The sequence below is a fragment of the Bacillus sp. FDAARGOS_527 genome (assembly GCF_003812125.1).
Taxonomy (GTDB): Bacteria; Bacillota; Bacilli; order Bacillales; family Bacillaceae_G; genus Bacillus_A; species Bacillus_A paranthracis.
On the sequence record NZ_CP033789.1, the window covers coordinates 76086 to 99525 of the forward strand.

Here is a 23440-nt window from a genome sequence, read left to right on the forward strand (position 1 = left end):
AAAGGGGAATTCATATGCAACAAAACGCCCGTATTTATTCTTTAGACATAATAAGAGGCATTGCCATACTATGTATCCTATTTGCTAATCTACCTACTATGACGGGACTAGACCCCTTTAATCAAGCGGGTTACTCCGGTACAGATAAAGTGATTCGTTTATTAATAGATTTATTTATACAGGCAAAATTTTATACTATTTTTGCGTTCTTATTTGGAGTAGGGTTTTATATCTTTATAAAGAATGCTGAAGCAAAAGGCTATTCTATGTATAAGCTGTTTAGTCGTAGATTGTGTATCTTACTACTCTTTGGTTTACTCCACTTTATATTTCTATGGTATGGAGATATTCTACACGCATATGCCTTAGCTGGTTTTATCCTATTGTTCTTTTATAAGCGATCTACAAAGCTTATTTTTATAGTTGGCAGCCTCTCTCTATTTGTTGGCTATACACTACATGCTATTTTATTTATACAAGCAAGTCCTTCTATTTCTGCCGTACCAAGTTACTATCAATATATGTTTACAGGCCACACTACCAATCACACTGTAAATCTATTTACACATTATTCACATCAAGTAAAAGCTCGTCTGTTCTTTTTAATGATTGAGGAATTTCAACAATTACTAGTAGGAATTCCGGAATATATAGGCTTATTTTTAATTGGTTTATGGGCTGGTAAGAAAGATATTTTTAAAAGGGTACCGGAATTTATAAAAGAAATTAGATTTATCCAGTGGAGTTCGTTATGCATTTCATGTCTTCTCTCTTGTCCTATTATCTACTATTTTATAAAAACGGATATCTATTACTCTCAGGATATTAAACTATGGATTCTATTTGGAGGGAAAACGCTAGCTATATTCTATATTTGTACTCTACTTAGGGTTTGTGAGAATAAAAAATATATAAATCAGCTGAAACCTTTTATGAACGTAGGCAAGTATGCTTTAACGAATTACATTAGCCAAAGTATACTAACTCTTGTCATTCTTTCGTTGTACTTTAAAGATGTCTCACAGGTATATTACTGGCAACTATGCATCTTCGGGATTTTAATTATCTTTGTACAAATTATATTTAGCAAAATTTGGAGTAAACATTTCCGCTATGGTCCTATTGAATGGATATGGAGAAAAGGAATTTACAAAAAATAACCTATCTTTCACCAGTTTTATGCAATTAACTGAAAAAAATGATAAAATATCATATGAAAGATAAAAGATATATTTGTGATTGTAAAATGATGTTATTAAAATTAAAGTGGTTCAAGTCAGAGGAAGGCACCTTAGGTGTCTTTTCTTTATTAAAATATGTATTTTAACAAACCTTTAATACTTATGTATTAGATAATAATATTATTTAGTAAAAGGCATTTTTAGAGATAAGAGCCAATAAAAAAAGCCCTAACAGGGCTAAATAATTTTCTTCATACCACATTGACGACATTCTCTTAGAAAGATAAAATCTTTAACGGAACTCTTGAACGCGGTATTACCACAGTTATCGCAACGACCGCTAACCTTATCTGGGAGCTCTGTGTATGTGTATATTTTACCTAGATCGTAGTGTTGTTCAGGTTGTTTATTTTCCATTCGTTTCACCCACATAGCAATTTGAATTAATATAGCTTAACCATAATAACACGAAGTATCCGCATAGTGGATGCTTTTTATTTTTTAAAGGATGCTTTTCCCAGCAGAAACCCTAATAGGCCTCACCATACATGCCCATCAACTTAAGAACGAAAACAAAATGAACTTTCGTTCAAACAAACTAAAAAACACGTAATGTACTTTTGGTATTGAAAAGTACACACACCAAATAAACTCTAACGAGTTTCATTTTAAAAATTATGCAGCTTTCTTTTGTTTTCCAAACCCATTATACTCATAGACAACACCCATAATATCAAAGATAGTTTTCTTCTCATATCGATGAGATTTCCGTCCATTCTTCTGTAGGAGGTCGAACAAACGGATTAAAATCTTTGTTAGATTTTGGGTGTTTCTCTGTATCGCTTGATATAACAGCGATACATGATCTTGAATCATCCCAATGGCTTTATATTCACTTAATTCTCTTTTGTTCTTTTGCAAAAGAAGTTTACGCATCTTAAACATCGTAGAAGAACAGATAAAGATGGCAATAAGTCTTCCATACACATGACATTCTAATCGCTCTTTTTTGATAGTTTGCCAATGATGAATTTGAAATAAGGATTTCCACGTTTTAAAAATAATTTCTATTTGCCAGCGAAGGGAGTAAAAGTCATGTATTTGTTCCATCGGAACAACTCCTTCAGGCGTATTTGAGACATATATGTTGATACCCGTTAATCGTTTACTCTTTTCTGAAAATGTAATACCCTTTTTACTTTCAGTGTAACTTTGTTTTTTTCTACGTTCCTGTATCTGTTTGTCTGTTAAACGATAGATAATTACACGTGTGAATAGTTTTTGATTCTTTCCAATGTAAGCTTCTTTTATTTCGTATGTTTGACCGGGTTTTAAATTGTTCATAATATGTTCTAAATCAACTTGGATATACTGTGATTGCTTTTTTACGGTTCCGTTTCGAAAGTATTCTGGAAACGGATTTTTTACATACACGGTATGGTTTAATTTTAATCTGGATATATAATAAGCACCTCGTTGATCCATTTGATCTAAGTCTTCTAATGAAAAATAACCTAAATCACGGATACATAAATCGCTTGGACGTAATGTGTCTAAGCATTCTGTTCCAAAGGTCTTATCATTATTTTTTCCTGGACCTATCTGAAAGTTTAGAAACTGTCCGCTATGTAAGTCATATTCTAATTGAATCTTGATACCCGCTGTTTGTGCACAACCACCTGATCCAGGATATACATGGGCTAAATGTTTTGGTACTTGGAAAATCGTCGCATCTAAAATACGAATTCGTTGAAAATACGTGAGCGCCGCGCTTGAAATGGCCGATGTTTCACAGATTTTACTTTTCCATAATGCCGAAAAAATATATTTCAAAAATTCAACCGCTTTTTTATCAAAGCGTTTATTGAGTCCTTCTGGACTCATAAGAGTGCCTGTGGCCGCATGTAATTGACTGCATAGTCGAACAAGCGAGTCACTCGCTGTACGTTGACTTACCCAAATACATATGGTAGCTAATTCATTTCCAGAAAACTTTCGTTTTCTTTTTACAAAACCCAATTCTTTTGCGAGTTCTTCCAAAAGAGAAGGGGTTAAATGACGATACAGTTCTTCAGAAAATAGTTGTAATTCATCTTGAATCGAAAGATTCATAAAAAATGTCACCCTTTCTAGCTAGCTTTTTAGAAAGAATAACGTTTTTTGTCACTTGGGGGTAGTGAAAATTCTTAAGTTGATGGGCATGTATGGTGACCCCTAATAGAAAAAGCTCCCACAATTAAAATGAGAACTAACTCCATGCTACTTTCAATCTCGTCCCTAGAATTATACATATCGTTAACCTGTTGGCGCTTCTTATCGTTCTATATAAGGGTTATCCTACTCTTTTTCTATTTACATGTCATATGTGCAAGCACCACATTTGTATCCACTGGAATTTCAATTATTTTTTCATCTATGACAAAAGATACCATACCGCCATCTAATTTAATAACTTCCTGGGTTTGTCGATCGTCTTCCTGCAAAATAGTTGATAAATAAATACATTCCTCGTAAGCATATAATTCTGTTGTTAAATCTTTTGTACTTATGTATAAAGTTCCTATTTTTTCACAATCATTGTATTGTATAAACTTAGAAATATATTTTAAAATCCCTCTTAATCTAGTTGAGTTATTATGAATCTTAAAAAATATTTTTTCTTCAATCACTACCGAAATATCTATCATTAACTTCCTTTCATTTATGTTGAACGAAAGTTTTTTTTCTGGAGATTTCACACCCTTTAGGTTAGCTAATTTATTAAAGAACTTATCTACTATTTTGTAAAATTTCGGCTCCGTTACCTTATTCTCGTCTAATTTCACATCTAATTTTAATCTATAAAAATTCATAATTGCCTCCACTAGTTTACAAATAAAAAAATTTAAAAATAATATAGTACTTTACAAGCTATGAAATAAAGCTTTCCTTAATCCTTGCTTTAGAACCGTATAGATTTTTTCTTCTCAATAAATCTAATGTTAAATTTTCCATTAAAACAAATTCTCCATTAATTAGTAATTCTGCTGATTCTATTAGATACTCATTTGAACCTTCATCTAAAACCAACCCTTTATTTCCTGAAAGAAATATATAACCATAAATATACCCTTCTCTTTTTCCTGATTGAAATTCACTCATTGCAAAACACTTCCTTATACCTATTTTTATATCTAAATTTCTTATTTTAATGCAGTAATTTATTTTTCGAACAGTGGAATTAAACCTCTTTATTGTTACTACTCACCACTTTTTAAAATTTTACCTTCAGACAAAATATTAAAAAATGTTTTCAAGCGCTACATTAAGCAAAGAAGGAAATTTTAAATTTGCTTTTGTTTCATCCAAAGAATCAGCAATTCGAATTGTTCTTGTTCCAGCCTTCTTCCCTGCACATATATCGGTTTCTTGGTCACCAATCATATAACTGCTCGCTAAATCAATATCGTACTTTTGAGCTAACTGCAGCAGCATACCAGCCTCTGGTTTTCTACAGGAACACCCATCATTTGGTCGATGTATACAGGCAACAAATTCATGTATATGGGCATCGACGTTTTCATTAATTAATTTTTCTTGCATATGTTTATGTATTTCTAAGAGCTCTTCTTGAGTCATATAACCAAATCCGACACCTGCTTGATTTGTTGTTACTAGGACCATATATCCCTTTCTATTAAATATAGCAATCGCGTCAGCTACACCAGGTAGCAGGTAAATATCTTCTGGTTTATTTACAAATTTAACACGATCTGTAAGCACTTCGTTAATTACATTATCACGATCTAAAAATATCGCCTTCTTTTTCGCCAAGTTACTCTCTCCTTACCTACATAATTTTCTATCAAAAAATCTGCAGTATAACAATTATTAAGTTCATAGTAGCATGAATGACAAATGAGACTAGTAACCTATTAGTACGTACATATATTGCCGCAAGTACAAGTCCGATTAGAAAATATCCAAATACAAAAGGAAAATCAAAATGCATGATAGAGAAAAACACTGAGCTAATTAATATACACCCAATTTTATTAAATTTACGGTTTAATATATTTATGGCCGCGTAACGAAATACAAGTTCCTCAACTAACGGAGCAAGAATTACAATTGATATAAGAGCAAGAGGAGATAAGGCTGCAGCTTCAATATTACTTGATGTATTTACTGATTGTGTAGTTAAGTGAAATATACTCTTATCTAAAATACTACCAATTGTCTGCGCTAAAAATACTGCAACAATTCCTATTAAAATCCATACGAATGAGTTTCTTGATAATTTAATCGATAACTTCGAATCACTCATCGCTTCTTTCTTATATATAAGAAAAACGAATATTAATATGAGTGAAAACCCTACTAGTTCCCAATGAATAAGTAGTTGCTGAATTGCTTGCTGTTGATTTCCCTTAATATCATACCAACCTGTCTTTGCTAACAATTGTACTCCTATAATCCCAACAAATTGAGTCATTACAAAGTATATGAGTATAACATAACCTGATTTATTTAAATTACTATGATTCATTTTACTATATTCACCTTTCATTTACCTCCAAATATTATATTATTTGAATTTTAAATCCAAATAGTATTATCTACTCTTCTTTAAGAATTTTATATATACCTGTAGGTTTATACATAACAAAATCCCCTTCACTATTTCTGACTCTTTTTGTTTCAAAGTAGATTCGGTATTCTTCCCCATCTTTTTTTATTTCTGATACTAACTCTTTAGTTATCCAGTAGCTTCGATTCAGCAGATCTCCTGGTACAGCAGTCATTCGAAAATTTTTATTATCTGTATTTAATTCTTTCGCGACCATATCCTCTGCAACTTTCACGTTACTCCTAGTTAGTTCCATCCTTATCTCATGATTCTTTTCTTGTTCCGCACTAAATTCCTGAGCAAACCTAGCACCGATACAGAGTAATAAAATTATGCCCATAAATATAAAGAATGCTTTTGCATTGAACTTTTCCATTTCCATAACATCAAATCCTTTCACTTCTTAATAATGCGAAACTATTTTATTATTGTTTACGGTGAGATAACCGAGAGAAACAATATATAACTACTGCTATATATAGAAAAATCGTAAAATTATCAATAGCTATTAATGTTTCTTCTGATACGGATCAATCATAATCACCCTCCCATTACCAATATTTTTGCCACTATAATATCCATAACTTTAAGCTTAATCTCCAGCTTTATTTAGTTTTTTTATAAATTCACACGTTGCAAATATTCAACTAAGAAGTATCCACTAAATTCTTCTAAAAACACCACTTGCGAGCCACTACTCGCTTTGAATTGATCCGTCCGGCATGTCCAAACTTTACCGTCATAGTGTTCCGCTTCTCCACATGTATGCATTACTACTTTGTCGCCTTCTTTTAATTCATCTATTACACCGAATATCGTTCGATAGCCTTCTTTATATTTCCGCTTTATAAAATCAACTTGTTTCCCAGTTCTAACGTTTCCAAACCGCCCTTTCATGTAATCCAAGCAAACATGATCTATATCTTCCGGCGGACCAGGGAAGTAAGTGGAAGATCTCTTTCCTCCACTCGTTGTATAAATCATTGCTACTCCGCCATTTTCATCCTTTATCATTTCAAATGAAGGTTTCATTTTTGTTCCCCTTTTCTTTTAAAATATCGCTTTAAAAAGATTTTAAATATCCAATCTCCCTTGCGTACTCACGCATGTTTTTCATCGCTTCTTCTGTCCATCCCCAATGCGTACAGTACAATCCTCCATAACCGTTTAATCCGTTCGAATTGTCATTTCCATAAATGAAGTGTGTAAAATCTTTTACTAATGCCCACATTGTGCCACCGCTTGAAAAGTACTTTTTTTGTATTTTCGTTTTATAATCAACTCTTGTCATATTCATAGAAACATTTGTATAGTGATCAACAAACCGTAACGATTTACCATTGAGTACAAAATGGGCTGTTCTATCTTTATAGTGAAGTAACCCTTTACCATTGAATGTATTTTTATCATTATTTGCAATGTATTTAATTAGTTCATTCACAATTTCAATCCGTTTTTTCTTGTCCATCTTCAATCCCCTTTTAGTTCAAAATTCAAATCCAACTATTTTTTCACTCTTTTATCGAAATCTTTTGAAATGAATTCCAAAACTACCAATAACAATACAGAAACTGGAATAGCCACAATAGCAAAGAGTCCCCAAAATTTGATTATATCCATCAGAATCGACCACCTTTATATACTCATATACAAAATTCAAATTGTATTAAAACTCACTCTAATACTCATTACGACCAATTACTAAAGCCATGTGTTTTATTGTACCGCTAACTCTCACAATTGGTTGATATTTCAACTCTACATATAACCCTTTCTCCTGCATTTCAGTTATCGCTATGTTTAAAGACATCTGAAAACTTTTTTCGCTATCCTCGTTTACAATCTTTGTATCTACAATTTTACCTGTATTCATCTTCATTACTCCCCTTTCATTTTGTACCAAATTCAAATTGTATTGCATTGACAGTTTTGTCCTTTTAATTTGTCGATAAATTCAAAGTAGTAACGTTCTGATACTGAGACACTTCGTGGAGAACGATTAGTCTTAAAGTTAGATGAAGTTAATTCATCAAAACGCCCATTTAACAGATAAACTTCAAATTCTATATTATATCCATCATTGATTCGGTCGAATTCAATTTGAATTGCTTCTACACCTTCAGAGATTCTTAAAAGTTCTTGAATAAGGAAATCAATTGTAGAAGTTGGAATTTGACCAAAATAAATTCGCTTACTATGGGTATTAAAAGCACCATTAAATAGATCAGGTGTTACCTCTCGCACATCTTTATTTACAATAACAAATTTCTTCATTTCCTTTTCCAACAATCACACCATCCATTCTAGTTTCGTCAGTAAATCAATATAACTATTTTGTTGCGTTTTCTTTTTTCTCAATATAACGATAAAAATCTTTTTCTTTTGCATGTTCATCACAAGCAACTACAGGAATAAAACCATCTTTAATCTCAGTTTTTGAATGCCCGTATATGTGCCCTTCTGTCGTTGCATTCTTCCAGCACCCTCTGAAATTACAAAATCCTAATTCCACATCCAGCACCTCTTTTCACATCCGTTGCGATAGGTAAGACTTTGAGGTTGTCTCCATCTTTTCCCCCGCTTAGCACTGGACGTGCGACTTTCATTGCATACAGCGCCCCATCTTATTCTTTCTAAAATACTTCTATAAATTTATTACTCTAACTTACCTTTATTCAGTGGTAATCCCAATAAACATTGATAAATTTCCTGTTATCTTCTCACCCACTCTTAAAAATAAACCTGCAGGTTCTCCACCAATTAAATGTGAACCTATTAATAATTTACCTGTATAATCTCCATCCCAGGTATCTATAGTACAGTCTGGCATTTCTATATACTTTTGATAGATTTTATGTTGTTGCTCATAATAAGGCGTTTTATCTGCGGCTACTTCTTTCCCCTCATTAATGATGGAAACACCACCGCCTTCCCGTCCAAATGTGGCCTTTTTCACATAATCTATATCATTTTCTTCAAATTTGTCCTTTGAGAAATAAGTTGGTAAGAAGTACTTTTCAATAATTTTATGTTCTTGTTCTGTAAACCATTTATTTTGCTCGTGAAGTTGCCAAATAAGAGCTAGTACACCTTTATTTTGAATTAAGAATGCTGAAGGGGGATTAATAATTTTCACTCTCCCCTGTGCAATATGGTCTAAAAACATAAGGCCAATTGATTTTCCGCTATAGTCCTTATCTTCTAATAAGTACTCTAATGGATATAATCGATACAAATATTCTATTTTTACACCATCTGGTGTATATAACCCATCGTCTGCAACGATAATACTCTGTATCCCCACATAATCACTTGGCTGCGGACAATATTGTTGAATAAATTTTACTGTTTGATAATCTTCTTCATGCCAATCATAACTAGTGAAATGTATAACATCATGAGGATTCAATTCATAATCAGAAATGATTTTATACCACGTTGTTTCTAGCTTCTCTTCTATGCAGTTTGGATTTATAACTTGATGATGATCACATAAAACTTGATTAGCTACAGATGGCTCCAAATAGCCGGTGGGTGTGTCTGCATTAATTTCAATTAGTTTGATTTCATTGTTTGCAACAATGAAATCAAACCTAGTGAAATATGAAAATAAAACATCATAATTTGTTCTAGTCACTTCCCATAATTCGGTAGGTAATTTTAATTGTAAAAAACCCTCGTGACTTTCTAGTAAATATGTATAAACCTTTTGAAAAATGGTTTTTATTAATTCAGTTGCTTCTATAATATTATTATATTCCTCTTTTTTGATTTTTTTGATACCAGTAGACATATACTGACACCATTCATCGTTCTCTAATAAGCTTGGCCAAGTGAAACCACGTGTACAAGCTTGCTCAGATAAAGCAAACCATTTTTTCATATATTCTTGTTGCTCTTTATTGTCTAACATTTTTTCTCCTCCTATAAATTAAGATCCAGCTGGAGCTTTTGCATTTCCGATACCACTAGAACCACTAGTAACCTTACCTGTTGAAGATGGTTTCGATGGTTTCGATGCTTGAGTTGGATTAGTTGTTTTCGGTGTTTTCGGTGTTGATGTATTACTTTTATTCGTGTCATTTTTGTTTAAATTAACTTTATCTTTTGATTCAATTTTATTTGTAGAAGCAGAATTATTTGCTTGCTTATTTGCACCTCCACCACTTGTAGTAGTACTTGTCCCTCTCCCTTTTTCCTTCTCTTTTTCTTTTGGAACTTCTGGTAAAGGTCTTTGTGTCATCGGTGGTCTATATGTATGGTTGGTATTATTATTAATTTGTCCTGGATTTTTCTTATTTAATGAATTAATTAACATCATGCCAGCTGCCCCTGCAGCAAACGGAACTAAGGCGGAACTCCAACCATTATCATGCTCTACACTTGGATTATTCTGTTTGTCTTCGTGCTTAACAGGTCCTATAGTCGGCATCTCTTCAAAACACTCATTTTCATTTATTTGATTAGAAGTACATTGTTTTTGCGTTTCTTCTTTATCAGTTGTGTCTCGGTCAATTGCTAGTGAATTATTCTCTTCGAGATCTCCTACGCATCCCGTTAATAAAGCCGTTGAAATTCCAAGGTTTGCAGCGATTTTCATAAATTTTTTATTACTCATTTTCATAACAAAAGATCCTCCTATATTTTCCATTCGCATGGTGATTTCAAACTCAATTACAGTAGCTCCTTAATTTAAGTTTTTCAAGGTTCTCTGCTACCATCATTCTTACTAACCATATATAGTTATAAATGCATTAAATCTTGTTCTATACTTGTTTAACTTATAAAGGGTTAATTAAATCCCATGCATGTTGAACTTCCCAAAATTTTTCATCAGGATTTTTCCAATTACAATCACTATAAAACCCCTTTTTTATTACCAGGTATTCGTTAAAAAACTCATCATAAAAGTAGGCTAGTATATTATCTTTATTAACTGGATAGTAAATTCCTTTGACAGAAAACATGTATAGATCAGCTTGTATTTCTTTGGTATCTAATTGTAACTCTCCATTTAAATCAGCATTTAAATAGCATTTAACACTTTGTTCTGGTAAAGATAGCATTATAATTCCTCCGTTTTCAATCCTTAATTTTTATATAAAGATTATATGATTATATTTCCAAATAAATTACCAACCTACTACTAAACTTATGCTCATCTCTTCATAATTATCTAGTCCTGTTACAATATCTAAACTGTGCACATGATTCCCTATACTAGTTTAACTTATATTGGATTAATTGAATCCCATGCATGTTGGACTTTGTAAAATTCTTCATCAAGCTGTTTCCACATACAATCACTATAAAACCCTTTTTTTATTACTAAGTACTCTTGAAAATCCTTATCATAAAAGTAAGCTAGTATATTATCTTTATTTACAGGGTAGTAAATTCCCTCGACAGAAAACATGTATAAATGGTCAAAGTCTAAATCGGCAACTTGTGGTTCTTTTGTATCTAATTCTAATTGTCCATTTAAATCAGCATTCAAAAAGCATTTAACACTTTGTTTTGGTAAAGATAGCATTCTAGTTCCTCCAATATCAACTTCGTAATTTTTATATAAGGATTATATGATTCTAAAATCAGAATAAATTTCCTACTACCTAATTTATGCTGCTTGCAAATGCTTTAAACCAATCTCTAACGCGCCTGTTCCTCCAAAACCCTGATTAAATAAAAGCGGGACATCATACTTCTTTGCGTATTCTTTTGCTACATCAATAGAGACATGACCACATGCACCTTTCTGCACTACAATGACATCACATTTTCTTATGACACTACGAAACGTTTTCTTTACACCACCATGATTTTTCCCATCATGAAAAATCACCTGACAATCTCTTTTTTTCGCTAATTTCTCTAATGTTCTACCATTTGAACCACCTAAAACTAAAATCGTACTCATTTCCATTCACTCTCCACATCTTTATTTTTTTTATATGTACTTGGTGATACTAATAATACAATTGTGCAGATGACAATATTCAAGAATACCACACCCACTATTAATATAATTGCGAAGACCGGTAACAATAGCATGAAAATAAAACCACTTACAAGCAAGCAGATGAATATAAATCCATTGCTCATATCTTCATAACCATCTAACCCTGTTACAATATCTAAACTGTGCATCCAAACTGTGATACTATCCCAATTTGTGATCAACAGGTATCCACTACCTATCAATAAAGCCCATCCAAATAATGTCCCTAAAAATCCCGAACCTCTTCCAGATGAATATCCTGCAAAATAGTTTGCTGCGGTTCCTAATAATAATCTCATTATTTTTACCTCCACATCTATATCATTTAACTAATATATATAAATTTCATTTAACCATAACTTTATTATATCAGAAAATTAAGAATATTCAATATATATTTTTAGGTACTCTTTATATTTTTTAATAAGGGTTGTGATTTTTATTCACAACCCTTATCTTTTAGTTAATCCACAGGTACTTCTTCTTGTCCATGTGGTATTTGTTCAATTGGTGTTACAATTTGCGCATACTGATTTACCTGAATTTTAAATTGTCGTGGTTCCAAGAAGTTTACTTGTTGTATTAAAACCTCTATATGAAATGTATCTACTTTTTTCCCGCGGTCAATTTTGGTAATACGTGCGTTGTAAAACTTATCTCCATTTAGGAAATATCTTTGAACAGCTTCTGTAGCAAGCATACGTTCATTACTTGTCATTTTCATTGGTTCAATACCAAATCCAGCCTTTGTAAACAAATATGGAACATCATAACTACTATTAGAAATTTTTCGTAGTAAATCCTCTACTGTTTTTGTTTTTGCAATATATTCTTCTTCTTTTGTATCAAATCTCTTTGGTTTATCTCCAAGCATCTCGATTTCATCTTGATTTACTTGCTCTTCCTCTTGCACTTGTGATTTCAGCATATAATCATGAATGGTATTATAGGTGGCAACACCTGCCACTAGTACGATAATCCCCAATATGACCAAGTATTTACGAGGCATATTAGATAAAATGTTGATTATTTTCTGCATCTACTCTCATCCCTTATCAGTCTATAACATTACGGATTTGTGTCATATGTTGTCCTCTTGCCGTATAGTTTAGACCTGTAATTTGTACACCCTTATTATCACCAATATGAATCATTTTTTGATTCCCCATATAAATCGCAACATGCCCTGGATTTTCATAGAAAATTAGATCCCCTGGTTGCGCATGATTGATGTCTGGCACTTGTTTTCCTTGTCCGACTTGAGCACCAGTCCAATCTCCAAGTTGTACACCTATACTTGTTCTAAATACATACTGAGTAAATCCTGAGCAATCTGAAGTACCTCCTGGCGGATTACGATCCCCTAAGACATATCTCACTTTTCCTTGACCAAGCCATTTTTTCGCTTCTGCTAATACTTTTTGTCGTTTGTCATTCGTCATAATAGGAGAACCACCAGATGATAGTCCTGGATCATCATTTTTCTTAAAGAATTTCATTGGATCCGTTGGTTGGTCGTTAATACGAATTTGGAAATCTAAATGAACAGCGTAGCCATTCATATTAAGGAAACCAGTGTTTTTATCATAGTTAGAACCACCCATCTCTCCAATAATTTGTCCTTTCGTCACCATGGTTCCTTGTGCAATTGATATTTTACTCAAATGTAAGTAACGAGATACAATACCATTTCCATGGTCTACATAAACCCCTAGACCTCCACCATTTACATTACCTGCTTGGACTACAATACCTGCTTCCATTGACCACACGGGGTCTCCAGCTTTTCCAGCGGTCATAGCTCCAATATCTACAGCATTATGTTGCTTTCCACCACGAACTGCATCAAATGTATCTGTAATACGCCCTGATTTCGTTGGCCATTTCCAACCTTTATCGGAAATCCATTCTCCATCTCCAGATTCTACACAACCTAAATCTTTATAATATTTCAAAACTTTGGAAACGTAAGTGTAATCTCCATAACACGCTCCAACTTTGGTTCGGAAGTTATTAGGATCAGAACAACCTGCTGGATTTTCACCAGCATGCTCCCTAGAAAACGCAATAGCTGTTTCTTCTGAATATCCACCTTTTGCTAATGCATAACTAATGAATCCAGGACCGTAATTATAACTTTGTAAGGCAAGTGCTATATCTCCATTTGCCTTTGCTAAAACATCTTTAAATTCTTGTACGCCTGCTTCAATAGAAATATTGGGGTCTTTAATACACCCTATACGAGCACTTCCTTTTAGACCTATACAATATGAACTTAAGTCTCCATAATGCCCTTCTGCAGCTTGCATCGGGTCACTTCCCTCTCCTTGTGATTCCTGCATCATTTGGGCAGCCAAAACACCAACATATTGAGCTACACCATGTTTTTCTGCCATTTCTTTAATTTTAGGAAGGTATCCTGTAACTTTGGCATTAAGGTTAACAGGTTCTCCGCCAGGGCTCACATTACCTACACACATACCACCAACAAAATTACTAGAAGGTGCCAGATGTCCATACATTCCTTCTAACATTCCTGCTGCTAATATCTCACGCGCACGATCTTTTTGACTCTCACTAAACTTTGCAAGCTCCATCGCTTTTTCTAATCCATGAGAAGAAACTGTTACTTTTTTACTACCACTTGCATTAATTTCATCTATTTTTTTCTTAAAATCTGTATCTCCCAATATCTTTTTTACATCTGGTCCGGAATAACTTTCAGATTTGGTTTTTTGCATCTCCTTTTTCTTTTTTTCACAAGGACCATTCGACCCTGCCTCACATACCTCTTTTTCCGTATATTCCTCATATTGGATATCCAAGAAATATGATATAGCATCATGCGGATCTTTTCCAGTCAAATCATTATCATACTGAGCCATGTCAAAAGCGACGACCTCTTTCCAGTCTACGTTTAGTGCCATTGAAATTTCCATATACTTTTTGACTTGCTCTTCTGTTTTACTCTCATCATCGGTAAATGGTACAAAAGATGCTAGAATCACACATACAGTAATAATAAGAGCCATAATGAGAGCAACAGGCAATCCTACTGCTCCCACGATAGCTCCGACAATTTTCACTATACCAGCTCTTAGCAGTTTGGCAGCAGCTTTCGCTGCCGCTCTTCCTGCTTTTCCTGCCATTTTTGCCATTTTCCCGCTTGCCTGCATCCCTTTTTTCTTAATAAAGTGAGATGTCGCATCTTTTAAAGGGTTACTTTTCTTCTGGTTATTTGGATCGTTAGGATTTTGACTCATAGACTTGTCACTCCATACTTTCCATTTTCATTATTTCTACTTCTTCGCTGTGCTAAGCGAGGGTTTGGCGCAAATGGAATCAGGTTTTGTGGGTCATGTTCTGATAAATTCAAATGTGTCTCTGTACGTACAACTTCGTCCTGTGTATGAGTTACTAGGATTTCTTCTCTCGGTTTAATACTGCTATCTTTCACTTCACAAACCCTTTCAATTCTTTGGTTTGCTTGTAATCGTGTATCTCCTTTTCCGAACGGAGAAATACGTGACACTGTACCGTCTGTAGTTGTCGCAACCATATAACTACGATCTCTTTCTACCACCATTTGCACATTCTGGTATCCCCCCTGGTCTAAATCAGACATATAGAAGTGACCATTGTCTACCTTATGACTTACTGTAAGTGGCGGTTCACTAAATACTGGTTTCTGTTGTAAAGGTCTTTGATTTTGATTTCCTACTAATTGGTTTGGATTAATATTGATAGAACGATTGATACTAATTTTCCCACCACTAGAATCTTGAATATATGCTGGTGTTGCTTTCATACCATTACGGTACTGCGTTAATTGTCCATCCGAAATATTTAAGTCTTGATATACAACTTGTCCCGAACGAATGCTACTATCACCACTACCATAACGAGATACAACTTGTGTCATTCCACTGGAATCTTTCGCTTCAATCCATGACTTATTATTTGTCGTAACAAGACGTACTGCACCTTGAGCAACTGATTGTCTTCCAGTCGCATCTGTTATTGTTGGTACCATTCCCTTAATCTCTTGAATTTCTTTTGCTTCTGTTTGAACTGCTTTATTATAAGGATTATGTTTACTTACCATACGTGCAGTAGCTTGGTAAGCACCTGCACCACCAATTACACCTGCTGCATAGCTTAATCCTTTTGTCACATTGTAATGGCGTTCTGCTGCATTACCTCCTAATGAAGTATGAACGGCAGCTGCAGTTCCACTCATCACTCTTTGTACTGCATTTCCACCAGCCTGCTGAACAGCACTAGATGCATTAAAGTATGCTTGTGATACATTTTCCATACCTTTTGTATGCACGAGATGTTTGGCACCTTCCATCATACTTACACCAACCATCTTACTTTGCTGTGTCATACGTCCCACTGCTGAAGTTGGAATCGTCATTTTCCCAGCACTTTGCGAAATATTTGCTACACTAGCTGATGCATCCGCATACGAGCGCTCAATTTCAGAAACAGACAGATTTCCAGCACGTGCCATACTCGCTTGCGTTTGCGTAGCTGCAAACACAGCTTTATTGATTGCACCACCTGTCGCAACACCGTGTGAACGAACACCTTGAATCGCACTAGTAATTCCAGAACCTACTTGTTGACTCACTGTTCCAAGACTTGCATGACTTTGCAAACCTTTTGTCAATTGCGAAGCAAAGGCATCTTTATTAACATACGATTGATTATGAAGACTCTTTCCACTCGTATCTTTTGCCTGTACAGGCATCGCACCCGCTTGTACCGCCGCTTGCTGAGCGACTGCTTTAAATTCATTCCCTTTATCATTCAAGTGAGACTGCCAAGCTTCTACTTTTTGCGCTTGAGACATAGTTGGAGACAAGTTTTTCATAAAGTTTGCTTTGTTTTCTGCTGCATATCCTTGTTTAAAGGATTCTGTAGATGCTTGTACTAAATTCCCAACATTACTTACACCTTTTTGTTTCTGGTTTCCATATCCATTTGCTAAACTATGTGTTTTCACACCATTTACCGCTTTTTGAATGCCAGATACACTAGATACACCCATTGCATTTATATTTGGATTGTTTTGTAATTGTTGTGATAGCTGAGAAGCAAAAGCTTCCTTATTAGCATAGCTAGTCCCATCTTTTTGTTGCACAATCCCTGCTTGTTCGGCAGCTTTCTGTGCATGATTTTTAAACCCTTGCACTTTTTGACTCAAGTGCTTGTTCCATGCAGCCTCTTTTTCTTGTTGTGGTACATCTGCAGGGAATTGCTTCATGAATCCAGCCTTATGATCTGCTGTATATGCCTTTTTAAATGCAGCAGTGGATGCACCCACAAGTGAGTCTACTTGTCCCATATTTTGATGGCCACTCTCTAGTGTTTCTCCTTTTACTCCTTCAACTGCTTTCCCAACTTTTCCAAGTGCAAGTTGAGAAGCAAAGGCATCTTTATTTACATAGGACTTATCAAACAGGTTGTTGCCTTGCTTATCTTTCGCATCAACTGGCATTGCTCCAGCTTTTATTGCCGCTTGTTCTGCATGATTTCTAAATCCTTGAACTTTTGAGTTTAGATGGTCATTCCATTTTTTCTCTTTCTCTTCCGCTGACATGTTTTCTGGTAATTGACTCATAAACGCATCTTTATGGTCTGCCTCATATCCTTTTTGGAATGCGTTAGTTGCAGCGTTAACTAAATCTCTAGCGTTTCCATATGGTGTAGCATTTTTCTTCATATTTTGTAAATCTTGTTTTCGCTGATTTTTGAAATGAGACATTTGATCACTATTTGTTTTTGCTACTTTTTTTGCAATCTCTGCATCGGATGCACCAGGGAATGCTTGTTTTAAACGGCTCGCAACTGCAGAATCAGGATTATCAGCTTTCCAATTTTCAAAATCTTTCGTAGCTAAGTCTTGTGCAATATCTTCATCTGTTAACTCTGGATATTGTTCTCCATTTAACCCTTTATACGTATCTAAACCTTTCTTCACACTCGAACCAATATGCTTCCCAGCACTAGTAACTCCTTCAAGTCCAGCTGCCAATGTTCTTCCTGTTACTGCACCAGGAACTCCACCTGCTTTACTTCCAGCAAATGTCCCTACTGCCATTCCTTCTGGTCCAAGTCCCGCGCCCATTGCTAACCCCGCGAGTCCGCCCGTTGCTTTTCCAACCATGCTTCCTATTTGACCTGCTTTTAACATACGAGCTGCACGAGATGTTGTACCTACATCTGTCCCTAAATTGGCTCCCAACGCGTTTTTAGGGTTATCAGCATCTTCTTTTTTATCTTCCTCGCCTTCTTTTCTAGCTTTTGTCTTCTCTTTATTACTACGATGGTCATCACGTATCCCTTTAACGATACCTGCCATACTTGCTAAGGCGCCCATTCCAAGCATCGTACCTGCTCTATTTACTGCTCCTGCCGTATTTGTACTTAAACCAATGAACCCTTTTACAATTTCACCTATAGGAATAAACATAGCAAATAAGATTAATTTAATAATGGTATTATCTGATTTGCCTACTAGTACAAAAATCAACCATATAGTAATCGCATGGATACCTTGGATGAGTACTGTACCAACAAATTCACGCATCCAATATAGAGTTTGTTGTTTCTTTTGAGGAAATAACCACATACCAACCATAACCGGTCCCATTAACATCAAAATATAAAGAGATACCGCTCGCATTAAATAGAAGAAGTTTGCCCAAAGTGACAATCCAACTTCAATCAACATCGCAAAAATTTGAAATAAATAATCATCCTTATTTTTATCCATAGACAATTCAGCAATTGTCTGACCTGGTTTAAAAACATCTAGTGATTGTTCTCCTATTGCTCTTTTAAACTCCGATGCTACCCAAGTATTCATATCAAATATAATGTTATAGAAGAAATCTAGATGCCATATACAAATAGAAACGATCATTAAATCCTTCGCATATTCAATGATATATGTTCGATTTGTTGGATTAATAGCAGCAGCTGAATACTTTGCACCAGCAATTACAGCACTGACTAAGACTAAAAAGGCTGCAAATTTAAACATGACTGGTAATCCCGTATTTAATACACTCCCAGCTGTGTCGTCTTTAAATAAAAAATTTAATTTTGCACTATCCCCACCAAAAATTAAATCGGGGATAGTATCAATTAATTTATAGATTGGAGAAAGAAAGGTCTTGACCATAGAAACAATTAAGCCGCCGACCCATCCTATTATCTTATCAAGCATAATTTCACCTTCCTTTTCAAAGGTACGCTATTATCCTGCGTACCCTTGTACTTTCTTCATATTATTTAAAAGCTCTTGCAGTACGGCTTCATTGGATTCAATGAACATCATTTCTTTATCTGATGGATCTGTTTGAATCCAAACTGAACTATCTCCTATGCGGAAAATCCCTTCACCTTTCCCTGGATTGTTGAGAATAATGTCAAGCTCCCCAGCAGTTAAGTTAAAGTTCTCTTGGATTTTTTTCTTATCAATCTTATTTTGCTCTAAGAAGAAATAAGAGAAAGTAGATTGCAAGATACCACGCGCTTTCACATTTTCTAAAATACGAACAAAGTCCTGACTTGCCCAACACATACCGGCATTTCTTTTACGTGAACGACGTGCTACTTTTTCTAAGAAGTTAACAGTTTGTTCATAGTCGATAAACTGCCACATCTCATCCACATATAACACTTTTCGTTTGATAGCGTGTTCTGGACTCTTAATCCAATGCTCCCAAATATAGTTCAGGATAACGTGGAAGGCGATCGGCTTTAAGAAGCCCTCTTCTAAATGACTAATATTAAAGTTAACAACACGTGATTCGTTTAACTGTGTTTCTACACCGCGTCCAAAATTACTTTGTCCATCAAATAATGGTTTTGAGCCATCACGTAAAAACGGACGAATCGCAGCAATTAACTCTTCTGCTTTCACATCGTCTCCATGGTTTTCCACTATCACATCATAAATTTCTTTTAACTCTGGCTCCGGCTTTCTCACTTGAGACTGAATTAATTGTCCATCCACCTTCTTCACTTCATCCGTATATAAAGATGAAGGGTGAGAAGTAATACCATGTTTACTGAATACTTCACGAATCGCATCTTCTAACATTGTGCGCTGGAATACATTTAATCCTGGTTGATCAAAATCTTGTCCGCGAATAATAATGTCAAAGAATCCTAGTATTTCATTAATTTTCTCTAAAATAGGCACAAATCTTACATACTTCACGCCATCACGCTCTACGAGTTCTTTCTTGTCATATTGTTCAAGCGCTTCTAGCTCTTCATCTTTATCCGTAATCTGAAGTTCTGTTACTGCAATTGCACAAGGATTAATAATGATATTACTTTCAGGTGAAATATTTAAGTTAATACCACCTAATCGTTTGGTGATTTTTACGAATTCCCCCTCTGGATCTATGATCATCGCATGTGTATCTGCAAGTGATGTTTCACGAGCTAGCTTCATTTTTAAAAGTAAACTTTTACCGGAACCTGAAATCCCTGTCACACCAATGTTATAGTTTGGTGGACGATAATCTGCGTTACCAAATGAATTTAAAAATTCTACTTGGCCAGTAATTTTGTTCTTTCCTATTGGTATACCACCGTTAAATCTTCCGGATCCTGATACAAAGGGAGCAAATGTACATAGAGCACGTCTATCGATATTTCGATATGTATCTTGCAGAGTATTTGGTGCACCTAGTGGCATAACCGCTTTCAAACCACTCTTCACACGATTCCAGGTACTCGCTATTTTAAAGTGAGATGCTTGCATTTCATCTTCAATATACTCACATAAAACATCTAATTCTTTCTTTGAGTCAGCATATGCAACGGCCATGGTACTTACCATATAGGAGTCATTCTCATTAAATTGAATTTCATCCATTAGATTGTTTGTATCCTGAATTTTTGCATCTAAGTCTTTTTCTTGGTCAATATTTCCGCGTGTACGTTGGAAAGAAAGGTTCGAACGTAACATCGTCAGCTGCATATCTAACGATCGCATCGCTTTTGCTTTTGGCTCTTTATGAATATCAATCATGACATCAACCTCTCCAGCTGAAGTTAACATGTTCAGCCAATTGGTTTGCATCATACGAGGGTATCCATCACGTGGAATATAAAATGGACGGAAGAAAGTATTACTTCCTAATGACTGCTTAATTACCCCATAGTCTTCTGCATCAATTTTCATTCCTTCTGGGGCAATGACATCAAATACAGTTGTTTGATTGTCTAATTGAGGCGGAACTTCTTCTTGTTCGTACTCTTCCTCATCTAGTTCCAATTCATCATTCTTTTCAGCTTCTAATTTCTTTTTTTCTTTTTTCTTCTTTCCAAACAATTTCATACTTATGCCACCCCATTATTTGATTTTTCAGCTTTTTCTTCTGCTAGAACTTTCTTCATTAACTCTAGTTTTCTCTCATTTGTTTCACCTGTTGAATATAGAGAGAAGTTTTCATTTTCAATTAAATCTTGGAAACGTGCTTTCACCGCTTTACGACGGTTAAACGCTACGTATAAGAGTTCTATTAATTTATCTTTCGTTAACATTTCTACACTAATTTTTGCTTTCGATAGTAGATTTCGGGAAGCATTGTAGCGACGATATAATTCGTTAAACGCTTTATCTACAATCTTTTCTTCCAATTCATCTTCTGTATCAGCTGTAATCGTACTAATATCCACTTTGTATGGATAAATTAAATATCGCTTTTGTTCATATCGAGGTTGCGAACGTTGCCAGTACTCTAGGTTGTCGATAACTTCTTGCCCATAAAGTACTGTCTCTGGTGTAAGGTCCTTCGCACCTTTCATTGTTTCTGTCATTTTTCGTACAGGATCTGTTAAATCTACAAACTTACTTTGGATATATACCTTTGTATTAAACTCTAATGTGGTTAACCATGATTCAATTTTGATATCAATCGCTTCTTGTTCCGCATTGGAAAGAAGGTAATAGTTTACTGGGTGTGCCTCTGCAATTAGGACAAACGTATCATCATGATAACGAATCATATGATTTTCAACTTCCTTAATGTCTTCTACAAAAGCACTAAAGAAGTCCACATTATCCTCATCAATTTCCTCTGTAGCAGGCGTATTCTTTTTATTTTTCTTTCCATTTTTTTCAGCAGTACGTTTCTCTACCCCGCCCTGACTTTTCCCCTTTTTCTTAAAGCCAAACATTGGTTTTCCATTCATTTTCCGATAAAAGAAAAACCCTACAATGGCTACCACCGCAAAATATATCATTTCTAACATCTATAAATTCTCCTTTACCCATGTAATTGGCTCGTATCCTTTTCTCCACTTACCTTTTTCAGAACGGCTTCGCATTTTGATAAGTAAATATTTATCTAAATACATGTGTTGTTTTTCTTTATAAATAAAAGCAAACGTTATTACAACTACTACTGTTGGTATTGCTAAAATTAAGCAAATAAAAAATGCTACTGCCGCATTAAAAGGTGCAAATAGCCGCCATAAGAATGGCACATATAAATAAAGGGATGCTCCTCCACCCAATAGATAAATCAATTGGCGTTTGCTCAGCACACCTAATAGTGTTTTTTGTTCCGAAGTCATATCAACAGGAACGGTTACTTTTCTCATTTTATTTCCTCCCTTGTATAAGAGAAGCTCTCCCCAAATAGAGGAGAGCTTTTGCAAACTCTTATGTTAAATTTTTGTAACCCAAGAAGCGATGTCGTATGCTTTGATCATGACAAAGCCTCCAATTGCCGCACAAGCTAAACCAATCATAGCTTGTGTACGGTTTTCAGGGTTTTTACCTTGTGCACCAGATAATTTAATAGCTGCAAATACCACGCAAGCTGCTACCCAAATACCCCCAAAACCAATTAGTGTTGTTACAAGGGTATTCATGCTTTTTTGTACAGTGGTAGCATCTGTACCACTGGTGTGCCCAGTAATACCTTTCTCAAAACTAGTTTTTGCCAGTAGAAAATCTCCTACTGATGTTGTCATAAGTTTTGCAGACAACCAATTCAACATAATTCCTGCACCTCCGGGTGTTTTTTGCTCGCAAAACGCAAAAAGACCCCAATACACGCACACGTCCCCTAAGGACATGGCGCATATTGAGGTCTTCTCTTATATGCGAACTGATTATTTTTTTATTTTATTGTTAAATCTTATTACATTTATATTATAGCAATACGATTTTAAAAAAACAAGCCTTATTTACACCCAAAAAATAAAATTGGACTTTTCGTGTTCCGTTTTATTTCATTTCTTTTTATCCTCTTTGTTTGGATCGTACCATACCATTTGAATTTGAAAAATATCACTGTCCTTAAGACCCAAAACATTCATTTCCTCTTTCAATGAGCGCCATGGTTCTATTTTTATAGATTTTGTACTTTTGTCTCTAAGCGTATACACATGTACATAATATGCTTCTTTTTTCTTTTTCATAATACAAATAACTTCCCCTTATATTCTTTATATTTTTTTAATAACAGAATAATTGAGTATGTAAAAATTACACACTTCAAATAGCATTTCCTCTTGTTACTTTCATAACTATTCCCCCTTCCTTCACATCTATTCACTTACTTTCATTAAATCAAAAAAACAGGTAATCGTGTGTACCCACAATTACCT

General features: G+C 34.7%; 27 protein-coding genes. 1 reads left to right on the forward strand and 26 read right to left on the reverse strand.

Features of this window, described 5'->3' with window-relative positions:
- Positions 1-14 precede the first annotated feature (14 nt).
- A complete protein-coding gene (locus EGX95_RS00515) occupies positions 15-1160 on the forward strand; it encodes a DUF418 domain-containing protein (protein ID WP_001186867.1) in 1146 nt (381 codons plus the stop codon).
- Positions 1161-1418: 258 nt separating this feature from the next.
- Here EGX95_RS00515 and EGX95_RS30600 read toward each other — a convergent pair whose 3' ends face one another.
- From EGX95_RS30600 to EGX95_RS00650, 26 genes are all read right to left on the reverse strand, one after another.
- Positions 1419-1598 carry a DUF8096 family protein gene (locus EGX95_RS30600; protein WP_000428649.1) on the reverse strand — a complete coding sequence of 60 codons (180 nt, stop codon included), beginning with the start codon at positions 1596-1598 and terminating at the stop codon, positions 1419-1421.
- Between the two features lie 258 nt (positions 1599-1856).
- A complete protein-coding gene (locus tag EGX95_RS00530) occupies positions 1857-3293 on the reverse strand; it encodes an IS4 family transposase (RefSeq protein WP_001053964.1) in 1437 nt (478 codons plus the stop codon).
- Between the two features lie 236 nt (positions 3294-3529).
- Positions 3530-4033, reverse strand: coding sequence for a hypothetical protein (locus EGX95_RS00535; RefSeq protein ID WP_001012485.1), 504 nt, complete (start codon positions 4031-4033; stop codon positions 3530-3532).
- A gap of 58 nt (positions 4034-4091) precedes the next feature.
- A complete protein-coding gene (locus tag EGX95_RS00540) occupies positions 4092-4322 on the reverse strand; it encodes a hypothetical protein (RefSeq protein WP_001288774.1) in 231 nt (76 codons plus the stop codon).
- 138 nt (positions 4323-4460) lie between these two features.
- On the reverse strand, positions 4461-4994 hold the full coding sequence (locus EGX95_RS00545) for a D-glycero-alpha-D-manno-heptose-1,7-bisphosphate 7-phosphatase (RefSeq protein WP_001074764.1): 534 nt from the start codon (positions 4992-4994) through the stop codon (positions 4461-4463).
- 31 nt (positions 4995-5025) lie between these two features.
- Entirely contained in the window at positions 5026-5730 is a 705-nt protein-coding gene (locus tag EGX95_RS00550; protein WP_000675656.1) for a CPBP family intramembrane glutamic endopeptidase, read from the reverse strand.
- Positions 5731-5779: 49 nt separating this feature from the next.
- Positions 5780-6172 carry a hypothetical protein gene (locus EGX95_RS00555; RefSeq protein WP_000425109.1) on the reverse strand — a complete coding sequence of 131 codons (393 nt, stop codon included), beginning with the start codon at positions 6170-6172 and terminating at the stop codon, positions 5780-5782.
- 236 nt (positions 6173-6408) lie between these two features.
- Entirely contained in the window at positions 6409-6822 is a 414-nt protein-coding gene (locus EGX95_RS00560; protein ID WP_000804598.1) for a hypothetical protein, read from the reverse strand.
- Between the two features lie 31 nt (positions 6823-6853).
- Complete coding sequence (locus EGX95_RS00565) at positions 6854-7258, reverse strand: hypothetical protein (protein ID WP_000358491.1); 405 nt, start codon at positions 7256-7258, stop codon at positions 6854-6856.
- A gap of 210 nt (positions 7259-7468) precedes the next feature.
- Complete coding sequence (locus EGX95_RS00570; protein ID WP_001091677.1) at positions 7469-7663, reverse strand: hypothetical protein; 195 nt, start codon at positions 7661-7663, stop codon at positions 7469-7471.
- A gap of 32 nt (positions 7664-7695) precedes the next feature.
- Positions 7696-8076: a hypothetical protein gene (locus EGX95_RS00575; RefSeq protein ID WP_000410093.1), complete on the reverse strand. Its 381-nt coding sequence runs from the start codon at positions 8074-8076 to the stop codon at positions 7696-7698.
- A 43-nt stretch (positions 8077-8119) separates the two neighbouring features.
- Complete coding sequence (locus EGX95_RS00580; RefSeq protein ID WP_000418777.1) at positions 8120-8302, reverse strand: hypothetical protein; 183 nt, start codon at positions 8300-8302, stop codon at positions 8120-8122.
- 159 nt (positions 8303-8461) lie between these two features.
- Positions 8462-9703, reverse strand: coding sequence for a glutathionylspermidine synthase family protein (locus tag EGX95_RS00585; protein WP_000886508.1), 1242 nt, complete (start codon positions 9701-9703; stop codon positions 8462-8464).
- Between the two features lie 18 nt (positions 9704-9721).
- Complete coding sequence (locus EGX95_RS00590) at positions 9722-10414, reverse strand: hypothetical protein (protein ID WP_000784092.1); 693 nt, start codon at positions 10412-10414, stop codon at positions 9722-9724.
- 157 nt (positions 10415-10571) lie between these two features.
- The gene (locus EGX95_RS00595; protein WP_000950099.1) at positions 10572-10856 is read right to left on the reverse strand and encodes a hypothetical protein; all 285 of its coding nucleotides are present in this window, start codon (positions 10854-10856) and stop codon (positions 10572-10574) included.
- Between the two features lie 164 nt (positions 10857-11020).
- Positions 11021-11323, reverse strand: a complete 303-nt coding sequence (locus EGX95_RS00600; RefSeq protein ID WP_000950103.1) for a hypothetical protein — start codon at positions 11321-11323, stop codon at positions 11021-11023.
- A gap of 84 nt (positions 11324-11407) precedes the next feature.
- Positions 11408-11713: a DUF2325 domain-containing protein gene (locus EGX95_RS00605; protein WP_000426066.1), complete on the reverse strand. Its 306-nt coding sequence runs from the start codon at positions 11711-11713 to the stop codon at positions 11408-11410.
- The gene (locus EGX95_RS00610) at positions 11704-12087 is read right to left on the reverse strand and encodes a hypothetical protein (RefSeq protein WP_001237977.1); all 384 of its coding nucleotides are present in this window, start codon (positions 12085-12087) and stop codon (positions 11704-11706) included. Before EGX95_RS00610 ends, EGX95_RS00605 begins: the two co-directional genes overlap by 10 nt.
- Positions 12088-12251: 164 nt before the next feature.
- Positions 12252-12827: a hypothetical protein gene (locus EGX95_RS00615; protein WP_002163382.1), complete on the reverse strand. Its 576-nt coding sequence runs from the start codon at positions 12825-12827 to the stop codon at positions 12252-12254.
- 16 nt (positions 12828-12843) lie between these two features.
- Complete coding sequence (locus EGX95_RS00620) at positions 12844-15051, reverse strand: lysozyme family protein (RefSeq protein WP_123805308.1); 2208 nt, start codon at positions 15049-15051, stop codon at positions 12844-12846.
- Complete coding sequence (locus tag EGX95_RS00625) at positions 15048-19028, reverse strand: TrbL/VirB6 family protein (protein WP_000884608.1); 3981 nt, start codon at positions 19026-19028, stop codon at positions 15048-15050. The genes EGX95_RS00620 and EGX95_RS00625 overlap by 4 nt, the downstream gene beginning before the upstream one ends.
- A 30-nt stretch (positions 19029-19058) precedes the next feature.
- Positions 19059-21158, reverse strand: coding sequence for a VirB4 family type IV secretion system protein (locus tag EGX95_RS00630; protein WP_000765113.1), 2100 nt, complete (start codon positions 21156-21158; stop codon positions 19059-19061).
- A 2-nt stretch (positions 21159-21160) separates the two neighbouring features.
- Positions 21161-22075 (reverse strand): hypothetical protein, encoded by a 915-nt coding sequence (locus EGX95_RS00635; protein ID WP_000892014.1) that lies wholly within the window; start codon positions 22073-22075, stop codon positions 21161-21163.
- Positions 22076-22426: a PrgI family protein gene (locus EGX95_RS00640; RefSeq protein WP_001233525.1), complete on the reverse strand. Its 351-nt coding sequence runs from the start codon at positions 22424-22426 to the stop codon at positions 22076-22078.
- Positions 22427-22492: 66 nt separating this feature from the next.
- Complete coding sequence (locus EGX95_RS00645) at positions 22493-22828, reverse strand: hypothetical protein (protein ID WP_011167244.1); 336 nt, start codon at positions 22826-22828, stop codon at positions 22493-22495.
- Positions 22829-23062: 234 nt separating this feature from the next.
- Positions 23063-23251, reverse strand: coding sequence for a hypothetical protein (locus tag EGX95_RS00650; protein WP_000727317.1), 189 nt, complete (start codon positions 23249-23251; stop codon positions 23063-23065).
- Positions 23252-23440 lie beyond the last annotated feature (189 nt).

Bases quoted from the DNA above. Each gene is read 5' to 3' on its own strand.
- EGX95_RS00515 (WP_001186867.1), top strand. From the start codon at position 15: ATGCAACAAAACGCCCGTATTTATTCTTTAGACATAATAAGAGGCATT.
- EGX95_RS30600 (WP_000428649.1), bottom strand. From the start codon at position 1,598: ATGGAAAATAAACAACCTGAACAACACTACGATCTAGGTAAAATATAC.
- EGX95_RS00530 (WP_001053964.1), bottom strand. From the start codon at position 3,293: ATGAATCTTTCGATTCAAGATGAATTACAACTATTTTCTGAAGAACTG.
- EGX95_RS00535 (WP_001012485.1), bottom strand. From the start codon at position 4,033: ATGAATTTTTATAGATTAAAATTAGATGTGAAATTAGACGAGAATAAG.
- EGX95_RS00540 (WP_001288774.1), bottom strand. From the start codon at position 4,322: ATGAGTGAATTTCAATCAGGAAAAAGAGAAGGGTATATTTATGGTTAT.
- EGX95_RS00550 (WP_000675656.1), bottom strand. From the start codon at position 5,730: ATGAAAGGTGAATATAGTAAAATGAATCATAGTAATTTAAATAAATCA.
- EGX95_RS00555 (WP_000425109.1), bottom strand. From the start codon at position 6,172: ATGGAAATGGAAAAGTTCAATGCAAAAGCATTCTTTATATTTATGGGC.
- EGX95_RS00560 (WP_000804598.1), bottom strand. From the start codon at position 6,822: ATGAAACCTTCATTTGAAATGATAAAGGATGAAAATGGCGGAGTAGCA.
- EGX95_RS00565 (WP_000358491.1), bottom strand. From the start codon at position 7,258: ATGGACAAGAAAAAACGGATTGAAATTGTGAATGAACTAATTAAATAC.
- EGX95_RS00570 (WP_001091677.1), bottom strand. From the start codon at position 7,663: ATGAATACAGGTAAAATTGTAGATACAAAGATTGTAAACGAGGATAGC.
- EGX95_RS00585 (WP_000886508.1), bottom strand. From the start codon at position 9,703: ATGTTAGACAATAAAGAGCAACAAGAATATATGAAAAAATGGTTTGCT.
- EGX95_RS00590 (WP_000784092.1), bottom strand. From the start codon at position 10,414: ATGAAAATGAGTAATAAAAAATTTATGAAAATCGCTGCAAACCTTGGA.
- EGX95_RS00595 (WP_000950099.1), bottom strand. From the start codon at position 10,856: ATGCTATCTTTACCAGAACAAAGTGTTAAATGCTATTTAAATGCTGAT.
- EGX95_RS00600 (WP_000950103.1), bottom strand. From the start codon at position 11,323: ATGCTATCTTTACCAAAACAAAGTGTTAAATGCTTTTTGAATGCTGAT.
- EGX95_RS00605 (WP_000426066.1), bottom strand. From the start codon at position 11,713: ATGGAAATGAGTACGATTTTAGTTTTAGGTGGTTCAAATGGTAGAACA.
- EGX95_RS00610 (WP_001237977.1), bottom strand. From the start codon at position 12,087: ATGAGATTATTATTAGGAACCGCAGCAAACTATTTTGCAGGATATTCA.
- EGX95_RS00615 (WP_002163382.1), bottom strand. From the start codon at position 12,827: ATGCAGAAAATAATCAACATTTTATCTAATATGCCTCGTAAATACTTG.
- EGX95_RS00620 (WP_123805308.1), bottom strand. From the start codon at position 15,051: ATGAGTCAAAATCCTAACGATCCAAATAACCAGAAGAAAAGTAACCCT.
- EGX95_RS00625 (WP_000884608.1), bottom strand. From the start codon at position 19,028: ATGCTTGATAAGATAATAGGATGGGTCGGCGGCTTAATTGTTTCTATG.
- EGX95_RS00630 (WP_000765113.1), bottom strand. From the start codon at position 21,158: ATGAAATTGTTTGGAAAGAAGAAAAAAGAAAAAAAGAAATTAGAAGCT.
- EGX95_RS00635 (WP_000892014.1), bottom strand. From the start codon at position 22,075: ATGTTAGAAATGATATATTTTGCGGTGGTAGCCATTGTAGGGTTTTTC.
- EGX95_RS00640 (WP_001233525.1), bottom strand. From the start codon at position 22,426: ATGAGAAAAGTAACCGTTCCTGTTGATATGACTTCGGAACAAAAAACA.
- EGX95_RS00645 (WP_011167244.1), bottom strand. From the start codon at position 22,828: ATGTTGAATTGGTTGTCTGCAAAACTTATGACAACATCAGTAGGAGAT.
- EGX95_RS00650 (WP_000727317.1), bottom strand. From the start codon at position 23,251: ATGAAAAAGAAAAAAGAAGCATATTATGTACATGTGTATACGCTTAGA.